General features: G+C 37.8%; 14 protein-coding genes. 7 read left to right on the top strand and 7 right to left on the bottom strand.

Annotated elements, in window-relative coordinates; all coding sequences use genetic code 11:
* A partial coding sequence (locus IQ247_RS26015; protein WP_322745575.1) for a gamma-glutamylcyclotransferase family protein occupies positions 1-462 on the top strand: 462 nt, incomplete at its 5' end.
* Between the two features lie 121 nt (positions 463-583).
* Here IQ247_RS26015 and IQ247_RS26010 read toward each other — a convergent pair.
* The 3 genes from IQ247_RS26010 to IQ247_RS32850 all read right to left on the bottom strand — a co-directional run bounded on the left by IQ247_RS26010 (position 584) and on the right by IQ247_RS32850 (position 2,998).
* Positions 584-1,162: an anti-sigma factor family protein gene (locus IQ247_RS26010; RefSeq protein WP_193924395.1), complete on the bottom strand. Its 579-nt coding sequence runs from the start codon at positions 1,160-1,162 to the stop codon at positions 584-586.
* Positions 1,163-1,519: 357 nt separating this feature from the next.
* Positions 1,520-2,176: an RNA polymerase sigma factor SigG gene (gene sigG, locus IQ247_RS26005; protein ID WP_193924394.1), complete on the bottom strand. Its 657-nt coding sequence runs from the start codon at positions 2,174-2,176 to the stop codon at positions 1,520-1,522.
* Between the two features lie 534 nt (positions 2,177-2,710).
* On the bottom strand, positions 2,711-2,998 hold the full coding sequence (locus IQ247_RS32850) for a QAALIT motif small membrane protein (RefSeq protein ID WP_228060044.1): 288 nt from the start codon (positions 2,996-2,998) through the stop codon (positions 2,711-2,713).
* A 119-nt stretch (positions 2,999-3,117) separates the two neighbouring features.
* Here IQ247_RS32850 and IQ247_RS25995 point away from each other — a divergent pair, with 119 nt between their 5' ends.
* Positions 3,118-3,798, top strand: a complete 681-nt coding sequence (locus IQ247_RS25995; protein WP_193924392.1) for a L,D-transpeptidase — start codon at positions 3,118-3,120, stop codon at positions 3,796-3,798.
* Between the two features lie 67 nt (positions 3,799-3,865).
* On the opposite strand, the gene IQ247_RS25990 is transcribed toward IQ247_RS25995, so the two are convergent.
* Entirely contained in the window at positions 3,866-4,405 is a 540-nt protein-coding gene (locus IQ247_RS25990; protein ID WP_193924391.1) for a late competence development ComFB family protein, read from the bottom strand.
* A gap of 114 nt (positions 4,406-4,519) precedes the next feature.
* Positions 4,520-5,452 carry a M23 family metallopeptidase gene (locus IQ247_RS25985; protein ID WP_193924389.1) on the bottom strand — a complete coding sequence of 311 codons (933 nt, stop codon included), beginning with the start codon at positions 5,450-5,452 and terminating at the stop codon, positions 4,520-4,522.
* A 1,037-nt stretch (positions 5,453-6,489) separates the two neighbouring features.
* Here IQ247_RS25985 and IQ247_RS25980 point away from each other — a divergent pair.
* The 3 genes from IQ247_RS25980 to IQ247_RS25970 all read left to right on the top strand — a co-directional run bounded on the left by IQ247_RS25980 (position 6,490) and on the right by IQ247_RS25970 (position 9,360).
* The gene (locus tag IQ247_RS25980; protein ID WP_193924387.1) at positions 6,490-8,505 is read left to right on the top strand and encodes an FAD-dependent oxidoreductase; all 2,016 of its coding nucleotides are present in this window, start codon (positions 6,490-6,492) and stop codon (positions 8,503-8,505) included.
* Positions 8,506-8,731: 226 nt separating this feature from the next.
* Positions 8,732-9,025 carry an ATP-dependent Clp protease adapter ClpS gene (gene clpS, locus IQ247_RS25975; protein WP_322745576.1) on the top strand — a complete coding sequence of 98 codons (294 nt, stop codon included), beginning with the start codon at positions 8,732-8,734 and terminating at the stop codon, positions 9,023-9,025.
* A gap of 5 nt (positions 9,026-9,030) precedes the next feature.
* Positions 9,031-9,360, top strand: a complete 330-nt coding sequence (locus IQ247_RS25970) for a DUF2103 domain-containing protein (RefSeq protein WP_193924385.1) — start codon at positions 9,031-9,033, stop codon at positions 9,358-9,360.
* A 57-nt stretch (positions 9,361-9,417) separates the two neighbouring features.
* On the opposite strand, the gene IQ247_RS25965 is transcribed toward IQ247_RS25970, so the two are convergent.
* Together IQ247_RS25965 and IQ247_RS25960 are read right to left on the bottom strand one after the other, a co-directional pair.
* Complete coding sequence (locus tag IQ247_RS25965) at positions 9,418-9,738, bottom strand: hypothetical protein (protein ID WP_193924384.1); 321 nt, start codon at positions 9,736-9,738, stop codon at positions 9,418-9,420.
* Positions 9,739-9,923: 185 nt separating this feature from the next.
* Positions 9,924-10,412, bottom strand: a complete 489-nt coding sequence (locus IQ247_RS25960) for a molybdenum cofactor biosynthesis protein MoaE (protein ID WP_193924382.1) — start codon at positions 10,410-10,412, stop codon at positions 9,924-9,926.
* A 546-nt stretch (positions 10,413-10,958) separates the two neighbouring features.
* Here IQ247_RS25960 and IQ247_RS25955 point away from each other — a divergent pair.
* Positions 10,959-13,766 (top strand): PAS domain S-box protein, encoded by a 2,808-nt coding sequence (locus IQ247_RS25955; protein WP_193924380.1) that lies wholly within the window; start codon positions 10,959-10,961, stop codon positions 13,764-13,766.
* 62 nt (positions 13,767-13,828) lie between these two features.
* Entirely contained in the window at positions 13,829-17,137 is a 3,309-nt protein-coding gene (locus IQ247_RS25950; protein ID WP_193924378.1) for a PAS domain-containing protein, read from the top strand.
* Positions 17,138-17,160: the final 23 nt, after the last annotated feature.

Raw genomic sequence — 17,160 nt, 5'->3', positions numbered from 1 at the left:
AATAAGAACTGTCAACTAATTATGTGTAAACAAAAAAATTCTGAGTTGCTACAGGTATTTGTCTATGGCACCCTCAAACCAGGTGAAGCATATTATGAATGTTATTGTTCTAATCAAATAATAAACGCAACAAAAGCTTACGTTCGTGGTGAATTATATGCGCTTCCTCAAGGATACCCAGCCATCACCCAAGGAAATAATTTCGTTTACGGATATTTACTCTCGTTTGCTAACAATGAAGTTTTGAATAATCTTGATCAACTTGAAGACTACCATCCTCAAAAACCGATGTCAGAAAACCTCTACAATCGCAAAGAAGTTGAAGTATTTGATTTAGAAAATCATTCTCTTGGTTTAGCTTGGGTTTATTTCATGACTATTGAGCAAATTTGCCAATTAAAAGGCACTCCCCAAATTGATGGATGGTGGAGTGCTGAAGAAATAAAAAATATACCCCGTTAGAGGAGAAAAGTCGGGTTTTTATTACTGTTACAAGCGTGCTATGGATATTTTCGGTCAAAACCCCACTTCTTACCCTACAAAAAATTAAGGTTTTACAGTTTATTTTCTGTAAACACATTAATTAATTATATTTGTCATATTCTTGGGATAGATTTTGAGTTGCTTTAGGTATTTGTATCAGTGGTTGGTTCAAGGCAACCATCGGTAAGGACGCAATTTCTGTTGAAGGAGTTTCTTCTACTTGCTTTAAAGCTTTCCCAGCTATCTTGAACGTCCCCACTTCACCATTAGGAATTAAACTCGATAGCGAACCGATAAGGCAGGCAGCAACGGCAGCACCTCCGAACATCCAAACTCTTTTGCTTCGACGGCGTAAACGTGCCATTACTCCATCAACTGTTTCTTCTATTGATTTTTCTGACTGCGGTATTGGAAGATTCCGCAAGCCTTGCCGCAGTGATAAAAGCCGTGCGTGCAAATTTTTGACTGAGGGGTCATTTTCCAACCACTCTTCCACTTGTCTACGTTCGGCAGCTGTTACCTCACCATCAAGGTAAGCACTCAACAACTCGAAGCGATCGCGCTTCAACATATTCTTAGCACCCGTTAATTTATTATTGGTATTGGGTTCGTTCCCATGCTCCAATTCCTGTTGCTGATTTTGCAAACTGGAATCGTCAAAGTGATATTCTGTATTCATCTTAACATTATTACCAATTAATACACGGATATACACAGCGGGCAAGCTTGAGAATTTACGAGAATTTTCTTCCAACGGCAGACGCACTATATGTTTTTTAACAATTAGTCAAATGTTAAGGAGTCAAGCAGTTCAGGAGGAATATTTAAAATTACGGGTTCAATTCATTGCCCAAAACATCGGTTTAGGTCTCAATAATTTTTGTGTAATATAAATCTACACTTTAAATTCCCATTATGAATTATGAATTCCGAACTATGAATTCTGTTCCCGTAGAATAGCGCTTACTCTTAATTTAATATTGGTTGAAAATTAATCGAAGGATTTTAGTTTAAATGTGAGAAGGAATATTACAACTTAGCTTTCTACATAAGTTTGTAATTGGCTTTGCAGTCTAGTTCTTGCTCTGGCAATCCTTGACTTCACCGTTCCTAAAGAAACACCAGTAATTTCGGCAATTTCTTCGTATGCTAAACCTTCAATTTCTCGCAACACAATAGTAGTCCGAAATACTTCTGGTAAATCGGCGATCGCCAAGCGCAGTTGCTCGTAAAATTCTCTTGTTGTCAGTTCTTCCTCTGGGCCGGGAGTATCACCAGCAATTTCCCAATCCATTTCCCCATCGTCCAAAGTACGAGGAGCATCGAGTGATAAAGGACTAACAACTCGCTTGCGTTTGCGTAACTCGTCATAAAACAAGTTTGTCGCAATACGGCTCAACCAGCCCCGGAATTTACTTGGATCTTGCAATCGAGCAACATTCCGAAAAACTCTAATCCAAACCTCCTGAGCTAAATCGGCTCGATCCGACCAGTCAGGAGCTAAATGATATAAAACTCGATCTACTTGCGATTGATAGCGACGCATTAGTTCTGCAAAAGCAGTACGTTCGGGGCGTACACCAGTCTGACATCGCAAGATCAGATCGTGGTTTGAAAGTTTATCTACTTCTACTGGTGTTTCCGGAAACCTGGCATCGAGCGTAGACCAGGATGCAGCAATCGATTGACTCATATATCTATACTGGCTTTAAATCATCCCTATCTATTAGACCCTCAATGATGCAGTTAGTTCCTCTTCAAAGTGACGGATTTTCAACTGGAACAATTATTAAACCTAAACTTAAGTAAAATTACGGTTAAGAATATGTCAATAAAAGGGCTGTTGTTCCAGATATCAATAACTTTCTGACAAATATTGCTTCATATAAGCAAAAATGCTTTGGAAGTGCCAATACAATAATTGCCTTGTTGTAGGATGATAATATCTATATCATCTTGTTGGAAACTCACACTTAATGTTACCGATAATGATTTGTGTAAATGATTTTCTTTCATATAATTTTATCCCTGTAGTAAAAGAAATAAGTAAAAAATGAAATTGATTGTAATTAAACTAGACTTAATTTAATTGCGAACAATAGTACTATTTAGTTTGTTTTATTCATCAAGTATTTTTATGAATGTTGAGAAGCAAGTCTGATTTTTATTTTTGTTTAATAAACTACAAAACTAAACATATTCTTATTTCTCAAGAAATCAGGAATATTTATTTTTGTAGCATTCTTACCAGAATTTGAGGGGTTCTATCTACTTGAGGAGCATAAATATCCTCAGAATCGTTTCGTAGCGGTACTTGAATTTGCATGAACACATTCAATGAAAATGTAATGCTGATTGCGAGTAATAATTTTTCTAACATGATTTTATCTCCCACTCTCCAAGTTAATGATTGGTAATTAGACCCCAATAGTTCCGGATATTTATCTATTGCCTGAAGTTTTTTTGTTCTACAAGTAATGACATAAATCGGCATAGCTTTAGTTTGCCCGCACATACACGTTAAATTAGTAAATAAACTTATAAGAGTTTGTAAATGTTTGATGAGACTTACACCGACTATGATTAGTTAAAAGGAATATAAGCTGTGTATAGGAAGCTTTAGGGAAGCAAAACATGGTACGAAATGATTCTTTAGCGCGTATAGTGATGTTGCTGTGCTTCGGTACGGCAATTTTATCTCTAACTCTACATTGGCGAATTAGTACTTCCATGCCCAACACTGTTAAAGATTCGAGTAGAGTTAGTACTAACGAACCATTTGATTTTTTCGCACGACAAATTAGAGATTTTGTATCCCTGGAGAAAGATGTAACAGAAGAATCTTTACCTAAATCTAAATTGCCATCAAAGACACAAGCCGCATCTCCACAGCAATCCGAAGCAAAACGTCTTAATAATGCATCTTTGGAAAAAAAAGTAGTTGTAGATTTAGGCGATCGCCGAGCTTATGTATATCGTCAAAATACGGTTATCGCTAGTTATCCTATTGGTGTGGGGAAAAAAGGTTGGGAAACTCCTACAGGGACTTTTGAGGTGTTGCATATGCAGCATTACCCCGCATGGAAACACCCAATTACTGGTAAAGTTTTTGCAGCAGGCCCAAACAGTCCTTTGGGAGAACGTTGGATTGGGTTTTGGTCAGATGGACACAACGAAATTGGTTTTCACGGAACACCGGAATCGGATCTAGTAGGAAGCCCGGTATCTCACGGGTGTTTAAGAATGCGTAATTCCGATGTTCGCTTACTTTATGAACAAATAGACTTAGGAGTAGCAGTGGAGGTACGTAAATGACAGTTGACAGTTGACAGTTGACATAAATACCTTTTGCCTTTTGCTTTTTGCCTCTTGCCTTTTATTTTTAACTTTTTTGCTCAAAATTTGGTGCGTAAGCTTGAAGTAAAGTGCTAACTTGACGCAAAACTTCGTTACCAGAGTTTTTACCAATAGCTTGACGTTCGGGGAAGAAATTAGGTCTATCAAGATAACGAGAAATGGCTTCTCCTACTTGTTGGGAAATAAATTCTTGAAGTTCTGCTTTGGCTCTTTGACGTTGGTAAGTAGCACCTTCTTCAGTCGTCGCGTACAAAGGTGGAAGACGGTTAAGAGCATAAGCGGCTATATCTCCTACATCAAGGGAGCTTTCGCTAGTGGCTTCGATTTCAGCTACTCGCGCAATTGCCTCTGTCAATACCAACTCTTCCATAACATTAATGAATTGTTTTCGAGGCACCGCCACTACCTCACCAGTTAACAATGCCCCCATTAATCTATCAAGTGCCATATACTCTTCGATGGAGAGTTCAGAGGCATTGTCGCAGATGCGCCCAACTTCAGCTTCCATTGCTGGTGTTAGATAACCATCCTGGAGAGCCTGTTCTACAATTTTTTCGATACTCATAACGCTCATTTTATTATCAGCCACCAAGCAAGGTAGGACGGTACCAACTCAATTTGTTATTTTACTCACAAACAATACACATTTTACTGACAAAAGTAACAAATAACATCTTAATTACTTAATTCCACCAACTAGCCATGGTGATGGATCAATAGATTGTCCGTTCACGTATAAACCCCAGTGTAAATGGGGACCTGTTGAAGCTCCAGTAGAACCAATCCCGCCAATCAGTTGACCTTGTTGAACCATGTCACCTTCTTTGACGTTAATGCTATTTAAGTGCAGAAAAATGCTGGTTACTCCTTGTCCGTGATCAATACCAACTGTATTACCGTGAACTCGGAAACCTTGGGATACTGTACCTACTAAAGTAACCCGACCAGCTGCTGGTGCAACTACGGGTGAACCAGTACCACCTGCGTAATCAAGCCCACGATGGTAGTAGTCCTGTGCAAATTTACCATTATAGTAGCGACGTACACCATATACTGTACTGATGCGTGAATTATTAGGTCTGGTGAAGGCACCGTTCCAATATTTTTCTGGTGTAAGAATCGCTTTAAAAGCTTTTGCCCGATCGAGTTCGAGTTGTGTCGCTTTTACACCAGCTTTGCCAGGGGGTAAACTAATTCTTTGAACAGGAAATCTACGATTATTTACCCATACAGCCAAGTTTCGGGTTGTTCCATCACCAGAGACTCGAATTACTCTTCTTCCAGATTTTTGTAATGGAGTAGTGGGAATAAAAGCACGATACTGATTTGGTGCAACTTCAAATACTGGATAAGTTTCTCCGTCACTAGTAACTTGTAAATTCTGACCATTTGCGGGGTTGTCAGGAGTTACTAAGACTGATATTGTTTCGCCTAATTTGGGTGACGATGGAACTATTTGTACTTGTGCGGCTTCTGCTATGGAAGTAAAAGCTAGCGGAACAGCACTAGCAATACCTAGAGCCATCTTCAATGCAAAATTAGCCTTAATACCTTCAAAAATTGAAGATAACAATCTTTTTCCAGAATTAGCGACGCTGACTTGGTTATTCATATATCTATAAACATTGTTTATTGCCTAGTAAAAAAAATAGACTCGCCCATTATATATAGTGTTTCCTATCTACAACATTTTTTTGTTTTAATGTTGTATTCGCTAACTTGAATACATTTATATTTTATTTCTCAAGTTGTCAAGCATCTTATATTCTTAATTATTAACCCTGTCCAAATGATAAACAAATCAGCACGGATACTCAAAAACATCGTTTTTTTGAATTGATTGATAAAAGAACATGAAAATAAGTTGTTTTTTAATTTCAAAAATCAAGAAAACTTATCATATTTATTTAATGAGTTGATGATATAAATAAAAACTATTTCAGAATTATTAAAAATATGATATTCGAGTATTCATATTTTCAATGTCTTGAATAAATGATTAAATATTGGGTAAAGCACAAACAGCGATAATAATTTTGATATCTCTCTTTCCATAGGAGATATCTACAATTAATGAAGAGATAAAATATCATATAATCGTCTTTCTTAAATCGTTACAGTTGGGTAATCTTTGTTAAGAGTATAAATATAAATAAATGCTTGGCTTATAAAATAAACCAAGCATAATAAATTAGGAATTTTCAGCTGGGAGAAGAAATTAATAACTATAATATACCTTCGTCAAATAAAAATCTGTTCGTTGAGAACAAAAATAGAAAATAGTCGTCGATTATCTTGTATCTATTCTAATCATATACAGTAAAAAACTGATTTTTTTAATCTATAAAAATAGATTTATGTCTTTTGCGTGGGTAAAAAGTCGGGTTTTTATGACTCGCAATTTTTCTTTTCATCAAACATAACCCTCCAAGTATTTTTGAGGAGACAAGAAATACAAGAAAAAATGTTTTCTTCAAAACATCCCCAATTCAGAAGACACGTTATGGTGCATTATATAATATTACGAAAATAAACGTAGCTTGATTGTATTTCAAGATACTTTATTTTCTTGTTTAAACGCTTGCGGTAAACATTTCCGCAATGGTAGCGTCTAAGACTGTTGTAGGAATTGAATGGAATTTGCTAATAATGAAACGCCAGCTGTCTCTACTTAATGTTTGCTCGATTTTTCTTTCATTTTTTACCCCATTATCTGTTATTGCGGCACCACCAAGAAACCCAGATAAAACTGTAAAATGTGACATCTTAGTAGTGGGTGGTGGATTATCCGGGATTGCTACCGCTTATGAAGGTTTACTTGCAGGAAAAGAGGTTTGTTTAACAGAAATAACTGACTGGATGGGAGGACAAATTTCTTCTCAAGGAACATCTGCACTTGATGAACGTCCAACCCAACGGCAAAAGTTATTTTATTCTCGCGGCTATTTAGAGTTACGAGAACGCATCAACAAAACTTACGGTCAACTTAACCCCGGTGACTGTTGGGTAAGCGATTCTTGTTTCCTTCCTGGTGACGGTCATCAAGTGTTGGTTTCGATGCTCAAAGATGCTCAAAGAAAAGGTAGAGGTAAGCTGCAATGGTTTCCTAATACTGTTATTAAGGAACTCGAAACTACTAGCAGTGGAAAAATAATTGATGGTGCTTATGGTATTCAACATAAAAGTGCCAATGGTCAGCCTCCACTCAATACTTTTACCTTGTCTCAAACCATCGAAGATGCTTATACCTATGAAAATTCTTCGCGTTTTAATAAATCTATTATTCGCTTTGTTCCCAAACAAGCAAAAAAAGGCGATGCTCCCAACTGGTATGTGATAGATGCTAGCGAAACTGGAGAAATTATCGGACTTGCGGATGTTCCCTATCGTCTTGGGATTGATGAGCGTTCTTATTTAGAACCTTCTTCTTCTAGTGCAAGCAATGACCCTTACTGTACACAAGGTTTTACTTACACCTTTGCAATGGAGGCTACAAAAGAGCCTCAGCAAAACGAAATGCCAAGCTTTTATCCTCAATATTCTCCTTACTATAGTTATGAATTACAACGTTTAGCCAGCTTTCCTTTAGTCTTTACTTATCGTCGTATTTGGAGTCCTCAAACAGGGGAACCAATGAAATTCGGCGGTATCAATTTTAGCGCTCCTACACCCGGAGACATTTCCATGCAAAACTGGACTTGGGGTAACGATTACCGTCCGGGAACCGCGCAAGATAATCTAATTTATACTCGTGGGCAACTCGAAGCCAGCGGACAATTGCAACCTGGTGGCTGGATGGGAGGACTGCGAACAGATGCTTTACGTAAAGGAGAGGAAATTTCTATAGGTTATTTTTACTGGCTGGTTGCAGGAACTACTGATTCTCAACTTGGCGAAGGAGTGAAGCAACTTCATCCAAATCACCGCTATGTTAAAGGTTTAGATTCTCCGATGGGAACCGCACACGGATTGTCTAAATATCCTTATATGCGTGAAGGAAGGCGGATTATCGGTCGTCCTGGCTACGCACATCCTAGGGGCTTTTCTATCGAAGAAATTGATATTTCTCGCCGCGATTATAATGACGAGTTTTATCGCAAGACTTTACCTACAAGAATGTATCGTAAACTTAAAGCTTCTTTGGCAGGTTTAGAAGCAATATCAGTTCTTAGCGGTAAAAAACCCCCAGAAGATGTAGCACGACGGACTCGTTCTACTATTTTCCCCGATGCAGTGGGTATTGGACATTACGCAATCGATTTTCATCCCTGCATGACAAAAAGTCCTCCGGAAGCACCAGGAAATACTGAACGTGAAGGTGAAAGACGCGGTGCAGGACAAGCTTATCCATTCCAAATTGCACTTCGAGCGATGATTCCCCAGAAAATTGATAATTTATTGGTAGCTGGTAAGAGTATCGCTACGAGTCACATTGCAGCTGCTGCTTATCGTGTACATTCCTTTGAATGGTCTGCGGGTGCAGCTGCGGGAACTACAGCAGCTTTTGCGTTGAAAAATAATATCGCACCTTATGAATTGGTCGATGAATTACCTCGAATTGAACCGCAGTTAATTCAATTACAACGCTTGTTAAAACAAAATAACAATCCAACTGCTTTTCCGGATACTTCAATTTTTAATGAAAACTGGAATGATTGGAAATAATTAGACCGTTACTCCCTTTCTGCTGGGTAATTACCTATTTCTCTATTTCTTTGCTGATTATTCGAGCGCATCTATAATAGTTTTTTGAACGGTAATTTTTTGTCGGGAAGGGAGTAATAACCATAGACTGCTAAGAATGCACTAAACTAGTTACTTGTGATGTATTTTTATGAAAATCTGTAGCAAAGTTTTTATGGTTACCAAAATATCAGCCAATCTTTATGGGATGGCTAATGCACCAACTATAGCTCCCGATCGAATTAGTGAGGTTAAGCGCAAACCCTATCCCAACTACAAAGTTATTGTTCTCAATGATGACTTTAATACATTTGTACACGTTGCCGATTGTTTGACCAAATATATTCCGGGAATGACTGGCGATCGCGCTTGGGAATTGACCAATCAGATCCATCATGAAGGACAAGCCGTTGTCTGGGTAGGACCTCAAGAACCCGCAGAATTATATCACCAGCAATTACGTCGGGCTGGTTTGACAATGGCACCTCTTGAGGCTGCGTAAAAATAATGCCTAAACCCACCTCGAAATCTGTTAAAGCAATTTCTAGCCGTGAGAAAAACGGTAGACTCGTTTGGAATCATTCCACTCATATTGACGGTCTGATACCGATTCTCGAACGTCTCTGCAACCAAGATAGTATTCAAACCATAACACCCGGAGAAATTAGCCGCGTCAGAGGTCATTCCCCTCATATGCAATTACGGGTGTCTGTTCCAATTCGAGGTGGGTTTAAAGTTATCGCTCGTCAAGGAAAAACCGTGCAAGAAGTGTTTATCCTGACTACCTTGGAACAAGATGAATTACAAGTTGCGATCGCAGTTGCGATGAATAAATAATTAATAATTAATTGTCAACTGTCAACTTTCCACTGCCAACTGTCAATTAACTACTATTTAATCCTGTATTTGTCGAACTGAAAATTTATGTAATGGCAAGCAGAGAATGCAGGAAAAAGTAAGAAAGTATGACAAAGCTGTAGTCATTTTCAAACTCATTACCAAAACTTCCCATTCAGGTAAAACTATTTTTTCGATACCAAAAGCAACACAGTAAACTAACCAGTAGGAAAAGCTCATTCTAAACAAAATTGTTTCGCTTAACTGGATTTCGCTATCAAGTTGACTGCTATCCCACAACAACACTAAACCGATAATGCAAGCAACAAACGAAAGCATTACAAAAAATTCGTGACAGATAAAATTTACTGAATGCATGGCACGTTTATACAAAAACTTTTCTATTAAAAATAAGTCTAAAGGAATAAATCTTTAGAAGTAAAACTCCTGTTACAAACCTAAATAAAAATAATGATTCTGATTAAGAAATGCTATGAAATAGTAATTTATATTTAGTTGACAGTTGACAGTGGACAGTTGAACCTAGACCTTAGACCTTATAGTTACTTTTCTAGTTCACAAGCACCAATACTCACCCAATTACTAGAACCATCGCGATTGTGTTCTTTTTTCCAGATGGGAGCATTATGTTTGAGAGTATCAATAGCGTAACCACAAGCAGCGAAAGCTTCTGAACGGTGGGGACAACCAACTGCCACTAAAACACTGATTTCACCAATTTGTAAATGTCCGGTGCGATGATGAATGACTACACGATTTGTATCCGCCCATTTTTGGCGAATATCTGCTGCAATTTGATAAAATACCCGCAAAGCCATTGGTTCGTAAGCTTGATATTCTAAAGAAATAACTGGTATTCCGTCGGTTTGATTGCGTACTGTTCCACTCATTACCACAATTGCACCGTTGGCTGGATGGTCTGCTAGGTTGTAAACTTTTGACAGTGAGAGGGGTGCAAAGGTAATAGCAAAGTTATCTTCCGGGCTGGGCTTAACTGTACCAGTAAAGGCATTTGAAACAAGGGAGTTCATCAGTTTTTTTGAATCACATTTAAATATTTAACTATATTGTCTTTGATTTAAGGAAATTATGAGCTAGGGAATAAAGATATAAATAATTTAGCGATAACTTATAATTTATTTTTATTTTATCGAATAAAATACCAAAATATACGTATTTTAATTTTTTATTGTGTAAATATACGTAAATGGGAAGATGATTTTGCTATCTACCTTAAGGCATATTACTATGGTTTGTGTAACGAAATTGCCGATATTACTGTCGTAGATAGTTATAGATAATTTATATAAATTGACATAAATGACTTTTACCGAAGTTGTTTCCCGGAAAATTAATCACCCTGGTTGAAGCTTCAGGTGATTAATTGTTTTTATTACAAGTAAGCTCCCCTAGCTTTAATCAAACTGAGGATGTAGTTGTCTATGATGTTAGCAAATCAGTTTTTCGCAAGTAGCCTTCCTAAACCACCTTTGATAATTTTTCCCTATTAATGAACTTTGTATCGCAGTTTGCTTTTCTCAAACTAAAGAAAATTCAGCAATAGTAGGAAAGATTTAATGGATAAGAAGGTTTTTCAGAATGAAGCATTACGGCTAAAAGCTTTATATGAGTATAAAGTTCTTGATACTTCACCCGAACAAGCTTTTGATGATTTGGTTTTGTTAACCAAGCAAGTGGCAGGAACACCGATTGCTTTGATTAATTTCGTTGATGCTAATCGTCAGTGGTTTAAAGCAAAGGTGGGGTTGAGCGCGTCAGAAATACCTAGAAATATCGGGTTTGGTTCTTTGTGTGTGACTTTAGGTGAGACTTTAATTATTGCCGATACTTTAGCTGACGAGCGGTTTGCCACTAATCCTGTGGTGATTTCGGAACCATATGTAAGGTTTTATGCTGGTATACCCTTAGTAACACCTCAAGGGCAGGTAGTAGGAACTTTATGCGCGATCGACATGGTACCACGTTCAATTAATTGCGAACAAATAAAATCCTTAGAAGCGATTAGCCGTTTGGTAATCAAGCAGTTAGAAATACGAAGAAGTTTAAATAAATTAATTGATATAAAGCAAGAATATGAGCAAGCAAAAATAGCATTAGATCAAAGCGAAAGTATTATCAAAAGTTTTTTTGATAGCGCACCGATGATGATGGGAATTGTTGAAGTGCAAGACGACAATATTCTGCATCTTTCTGGTAACAATGCGGCTGCAAAATTTTTAGATTTGACTCCAGAAGAAATGCAAAATCGTTTTGTCAGCGATATGGGAATTTCACGGCAGTTGATCGAGCAATGGATTGATTTTTATCATCAAACAGAACGCACTCAATCTTCTATAACTTTTGAGTATCCTTACGATACAAATGATGGTAGGAAATGGCTAAAAGCGAAAGTATCTCTCATTGCAAATTCTGCGGAACATCAGAGATTTGCTTATTTAGTTGATGATATTACCCAACGAAAGGAAGCAGAAGAAAAATTACGTTGGAACGAAACACTTTTACGTTCGATAACCAGCGTTTCACCCCTGGGGTTTTATGTAGTAGAAAAACGAACTGGGAAGATTTTATATGCAAATCAAAGTTTTTATGAAATCTGGGGTATCGAGCATTTAAAAAAACGAGTAGAAAGTGGAGAACTAAAACACAAAGATATTGTGGCAGAATGCTGCGAATTAACATCTCAATTTCCAGGATTTGTGAAAATTTGCCAACCAGATTTGATTGAAAAATGTATTTGTGAAGATGAAATTTTGTTACCTGATGGTCTAACTATTCGTCGTTTTTCCAGAGTAATTCACAATCAGGATAACCAAGATTTTGCGCGGCTATATATGTTTGAAAATGTTACTAGCCGTAAGCATACAGAGCATCAAATACGCGAGCAAGCAGCATTGTTAGATATTGCAACAGACGCTATTATCATGCGAGATTTATCTCACAAAATTTTACTGTGGAATAAAAGTGCAGAGAAAGTTTATGGTTGGACAGAAGAGGAAGCTATAAATCAAAATGCTTATGAACTTTTAAAACCGGAAGTTTTCTCATCTAAGTGTCAAGATATTTATCATGAAGTATTAATACATGATTCTTGGCAAGGTGAATTAAAAAAAACCAGTAAATCAGGTAAAGAAATTATTGTAGAAAGTCGTTGGACTTTAGTTAGAGATGAGCGTCAACGACCCAAATCTATCTTAACTGTTGATACAGATATTACTCAGAAAAAAGAATTAGAAAAGCAATTTTTACGCGCTCAACGCATGGAAAGTATTGGTACTTTAGCCAGCGGTATTGCTCACGATTTGAACAACGTACTTTCGCCGATTTTAATGTCAGTACAGTTGCTCAGAAATAAAAGTCGTAACGACAAAGAAATTTCCATGCTGGAAATCGTGGAGAACAACGCCAAACGCGGTGCTAATCTAGTAAAACAAGTGTTGTCATTTGCAAGAGGAATCGAGGGCGATCGCACTATAATTCAGGTGACAGAATTGGTTAGGGAAATGAAGCAAATTGTTGAACAAACTTTTCCTAAATCAATTGTATTTAATGAATCTATTCAACAAGATTTATGGCATATATGCGGCGATAATACCCAATTACATCAAGTATTAATGAACCTGTGTCTAAATGCTCGTGATGCGATGCCAAACGGCGGGAAGTTAACCATTTCTGCCGAAAATATTATAATTGATGATAACTATGCCAAAATGCACCTTGATGCTAAAGTTGGTTCTTATGTAGTTATTAGCGTTGCCGATACGGGAATTGGTGTTACTCCAGAATTCTTGGATAGAATTTTTGAGCCATTTTTCACAACCAAAGAATTTGGTAAAGGTACAGGATTAGGTTTATCCACAGTCATCGGTATTATTAAAGGTCATAACGGATTTATTAATGTATCTAGTGCTGTAGGTAAAGGAACAAAATTTGAAGCTTACTTACCAATAGCCCAAAGCAATGCAATCCAAACAACTGAATGTTTGACAACACCTGTAGGAAATGGAGAATTAATTTTAGTTGTTGATGACGAACCGTCAATTAGAGATATTACTTCAACTTCCTTACAACAGTACAATTATCAAGCAATGACTGCCAACGATGGAATTGAAGCAGTCGCCCTTTATGCTCAGCATAAAAATCAAATTCGTGCAGCAATAGTTGATATGATGATGCCTAATATGGATGGTACAACTACTATAAAGACATTACATCGAATGAATCCTACTTTACGCATGATTGCTGTCAGCGGACTACCAACCAGTGAACAAAACATAAATGATAAATCTTCTAAATATACAGCTTTTTTACCCAAACCATATACTGCACGGGAGTTATTAACGGCTTTGCATTCGGTTTTAAAATAAAGGAGAAAAGGTCAAAGGGCAAAGGGCAAAGGGCAAAGGTCAAAGGGCAAAGGTCAATTGTCATGACAAATCTAATCCTAGTTGTAGATGATGATGATTTAACGCGGATGCAGTTGCGGGAATTGCTGAAATCGGCGGGATATTCGGTAGCTGAAGCAATTAATGGGGAAGAGGCTTTGACAGTCTATACTCAATTACAACCAGATATGGTTTTGCTCGATGCTTTAATGCCACGGATGGATGGTTTTAAATGTTGTGAGCGTTTGCGTCAGCTTCCTGGTGGGGAAGATATCCCCATATTAATGATTACGGCTCTTTACGAGCAAAGTTCTGTAGAAAAAGCGTTTAATGCTGGTGCTACCGATTATATTACTAAACCGATTCAGTGGTTGGTATTGCGTCAACGGGTACATCGTTTATTAGAAGCTCATCACACAATGAAAAAAATGCGGCAGCAAACGCAACAAGCACAGTGGCAAGAAGCACAGTTAAGAATTGCATTGTCCGCTGCTCATATGGGTGTTTGGGATTGGGATATCGTTAGCAATAAAATAATTTGGTCGGATACTATTAAAGCGTTATTTGATAAAACCAGTTTAAAGAATGAAACCTATGAAAATTTTCTGAGTTTTGTTCATCCTCAAGACAGAGATTTCATTGATCAAGCGGTGCAGAGTGCTATTCAAGAAGGAGAAGAATACAATATTGAATATCGTATGGTTTTACCCGACGGTACTGTTCGCTGGTTGGCTTCTCAAGGTTTAATTTTTCGTAATTCCTCTGGAAAATCTGTGCGAATGTCGGGAATTGATATGGATATTACTGCTAGTAAAACAGCACAGCAAGCTTTGGAAGTTCACGCTAATCAACAAGCATTGGTTGCAGAACTTTCTCAAGCAGCACTCGCCCGAATGGATTTAAATAGTTTGATGCAGCAAGCTGTTAACATCATTGCACAATGTCTTGATATAGAATATTCCAAAATCTTGGAATTATTGCCAGGGGGTAATGAGTTACTGTTGCGTTCAGGAATAGGTTGGCATTCTGGACTTGTGGGAACAGCTATAATAAATGCTGCGGAAAATTCCCAAGCTGCTTATACCATTAATTCCTCCGATGCTGTAATTGTCGAAGATTTAATCAATGAAACCCGCTTTCAAGGGCCACAATTCTTGTTAGAACACAATGTAGTTAGCGGATTATCGGTAATAATTCACGGAAAAGAAAGCCCTTTCGGAATTTTGGGAGCGCATACCACAAAACCACGCAAATTTAGCAGAGACGATACATTTTTTTTACAAGCAATCGCTAATGTTTTAGCTACAGCTATCGAACGTCAACGGATGGAAGATGCCCTCAGAGAAAGTGAACAACGTTGGCAATTAGCAGTCAAAGGTACTAATGATGGTATTTGGGATTGGAATGTCAAAACTAATCAAGTTTTTTTCTCGACTCGCTGGAAAGAAATGCTCGGTTATGCCGATCAAGAGATCAAAAATAATTTAGATGAATGGTCAAGTCGGGTGCATCCTGAAGATATCGATTGGGTAATGCAAACTATTCAAAACCATTTTGACAATAAGACCCCTTTTTACATTAGCGAGCATCGCCTTCGTTGTAAAGATGGAACTTATAAATGGATTTTAGATCGAGGTCAAGCATTATGGGACGCGGATGGCAATGTAGTAAGGATGGCGGGTTCTCATACGGATATTACTGAACGTAAGTTAGCAGAAGAGCAACTACGACAAAGCGAACAGCGTTTTCAAATACTCGCTCGTGCTACCAATGATGCTGTTTGGGATTGGAACTTACTTACCGATCAAGTCTGGTGGAATGATTCGGTACAAACATTATTTGGTTACTCAATACAAACTGTTGAAGATAATGCTGATTGGTGGCACGAACATATACATCCAGAAGATAGAAGCAGAATTGCTACTGATATTCACGCTGTTATAGAAAGCGCTCAACCATTTTGGGCTAATGAATACCGTTTTATCAAAGCAGATGGTTCTTACGCTGATATTTTTGACCGTGGTTATGTTGTTCGTGATGATACAGGAAAACCTGTGCGGATGATTGGGGCGATGATGGATATTACCGAACGCAAGCGCGTACAAGAAGAACTGATACGGCAAAACTTGCGATCGCAATTATTCGCTGATGTCACTCTCAAGATTCGCACTTCTCTACAAATCGATCAAATTCTCCAAACCAGCGTTACGGAAGTACAGAAATTACTTCATGCCGATCGTGTATTAATTCTCCGAATATTTAGTGATGGTTCCATAGTAGTCGTTAAAGAAGCAGTAGTTCCGGGTTTACCCGTAGTTTATGGACAGAACATTAATGATCCTTGCTTTGGCAAAGAATATATCGAAAAATACCGCCAAGGCAGGATTAGCGCCATTACTGATATCGAGCAAGCCGATATTCAACCTTGTCATTTAGAATTACTCCAAAGATTTAGTGTAAAAGCTAACTTGGTAGTTCCGATTATCACGCAAAACCAACTTTGGGGATTGCTAATTGCTCATCAATGTGCTTGTCCTCGTGAATGGAATGAATGGGAAACCGAATTATTAAAACAACTAGCCGACCAAATTGGTATAGCCGCTTCCCAAGCTAAAATGTTAGAACAAGAAACCCGTCAACGAGAAGAACTGACTCGTTCCAACGAAGAGTTACAACAATTTGCTTTTATTGCTTCCCACGACTTACAAGAACCATTGCGTAAAATTATCGCATTTGGCGATCGCCTCAAAGCCACCTGTGAAAATGCCTTAACAGATAAGGGATACGACTATCTGCAACGAATGCAGAATGCAGCCCAAAGAATGCAGGCTTTGATTGAAGATATACTCACTCTTTCGCGAGTAACCACCAAAGGACAACCTTTTGTACAGGTAAATTTGGCACAGATAACTCATGAAGTATTATCCGACTTAGAAATAGTTATTGCCCAAACCAAAGCGCGGATAGAAATCGGTGAATTACCTACCATCGAAGCCGATCCACTCCAGATGCGTCAATTGCTACAAAATTTAATCGGCAATGCTCTGAAATTCCACCGAGAAACAGAACCACCATTGGTAAAAATTTATAGTAGAATTTTGACAAATCAACAGCTGATCTCTGATTACTGTGAAATCTTTATAGAAGATAACGGTATTGGTTTTGACGAAAAATATTTAGACAGGATATTTAACGTATTTCAGCGGCTCCATGGTCGCACGGAATACGAAGGTACTGGTATCGGTTTAGCCATCTGTCGCAAAATCGTTGAGCGACATCAAGGAACTATTACAGCCAACAGTGAACCTGGTAAGGGTGCAAGTTTTATTATCAGGCTCAAAGTTAAAAGTTAACAATAGGGAATTGGGAATAGAGG

This window comes from Plectonema cf. radiosum LEGE 06105 (genome assembly GCF_015207665.1).
In the GTDB taxonomy this organism is placed as follows: Bacteria; Cyanobacteriota; Cyanobacteriia; order Cyanobacteriales; family Nostocaceae; genus Rivularia; species Rivularia radiosa_A.
Note: the sequence above shows the minus strand (reverse complement) of the source record. Positions and strands in the feature narration are given on the sequence as shown.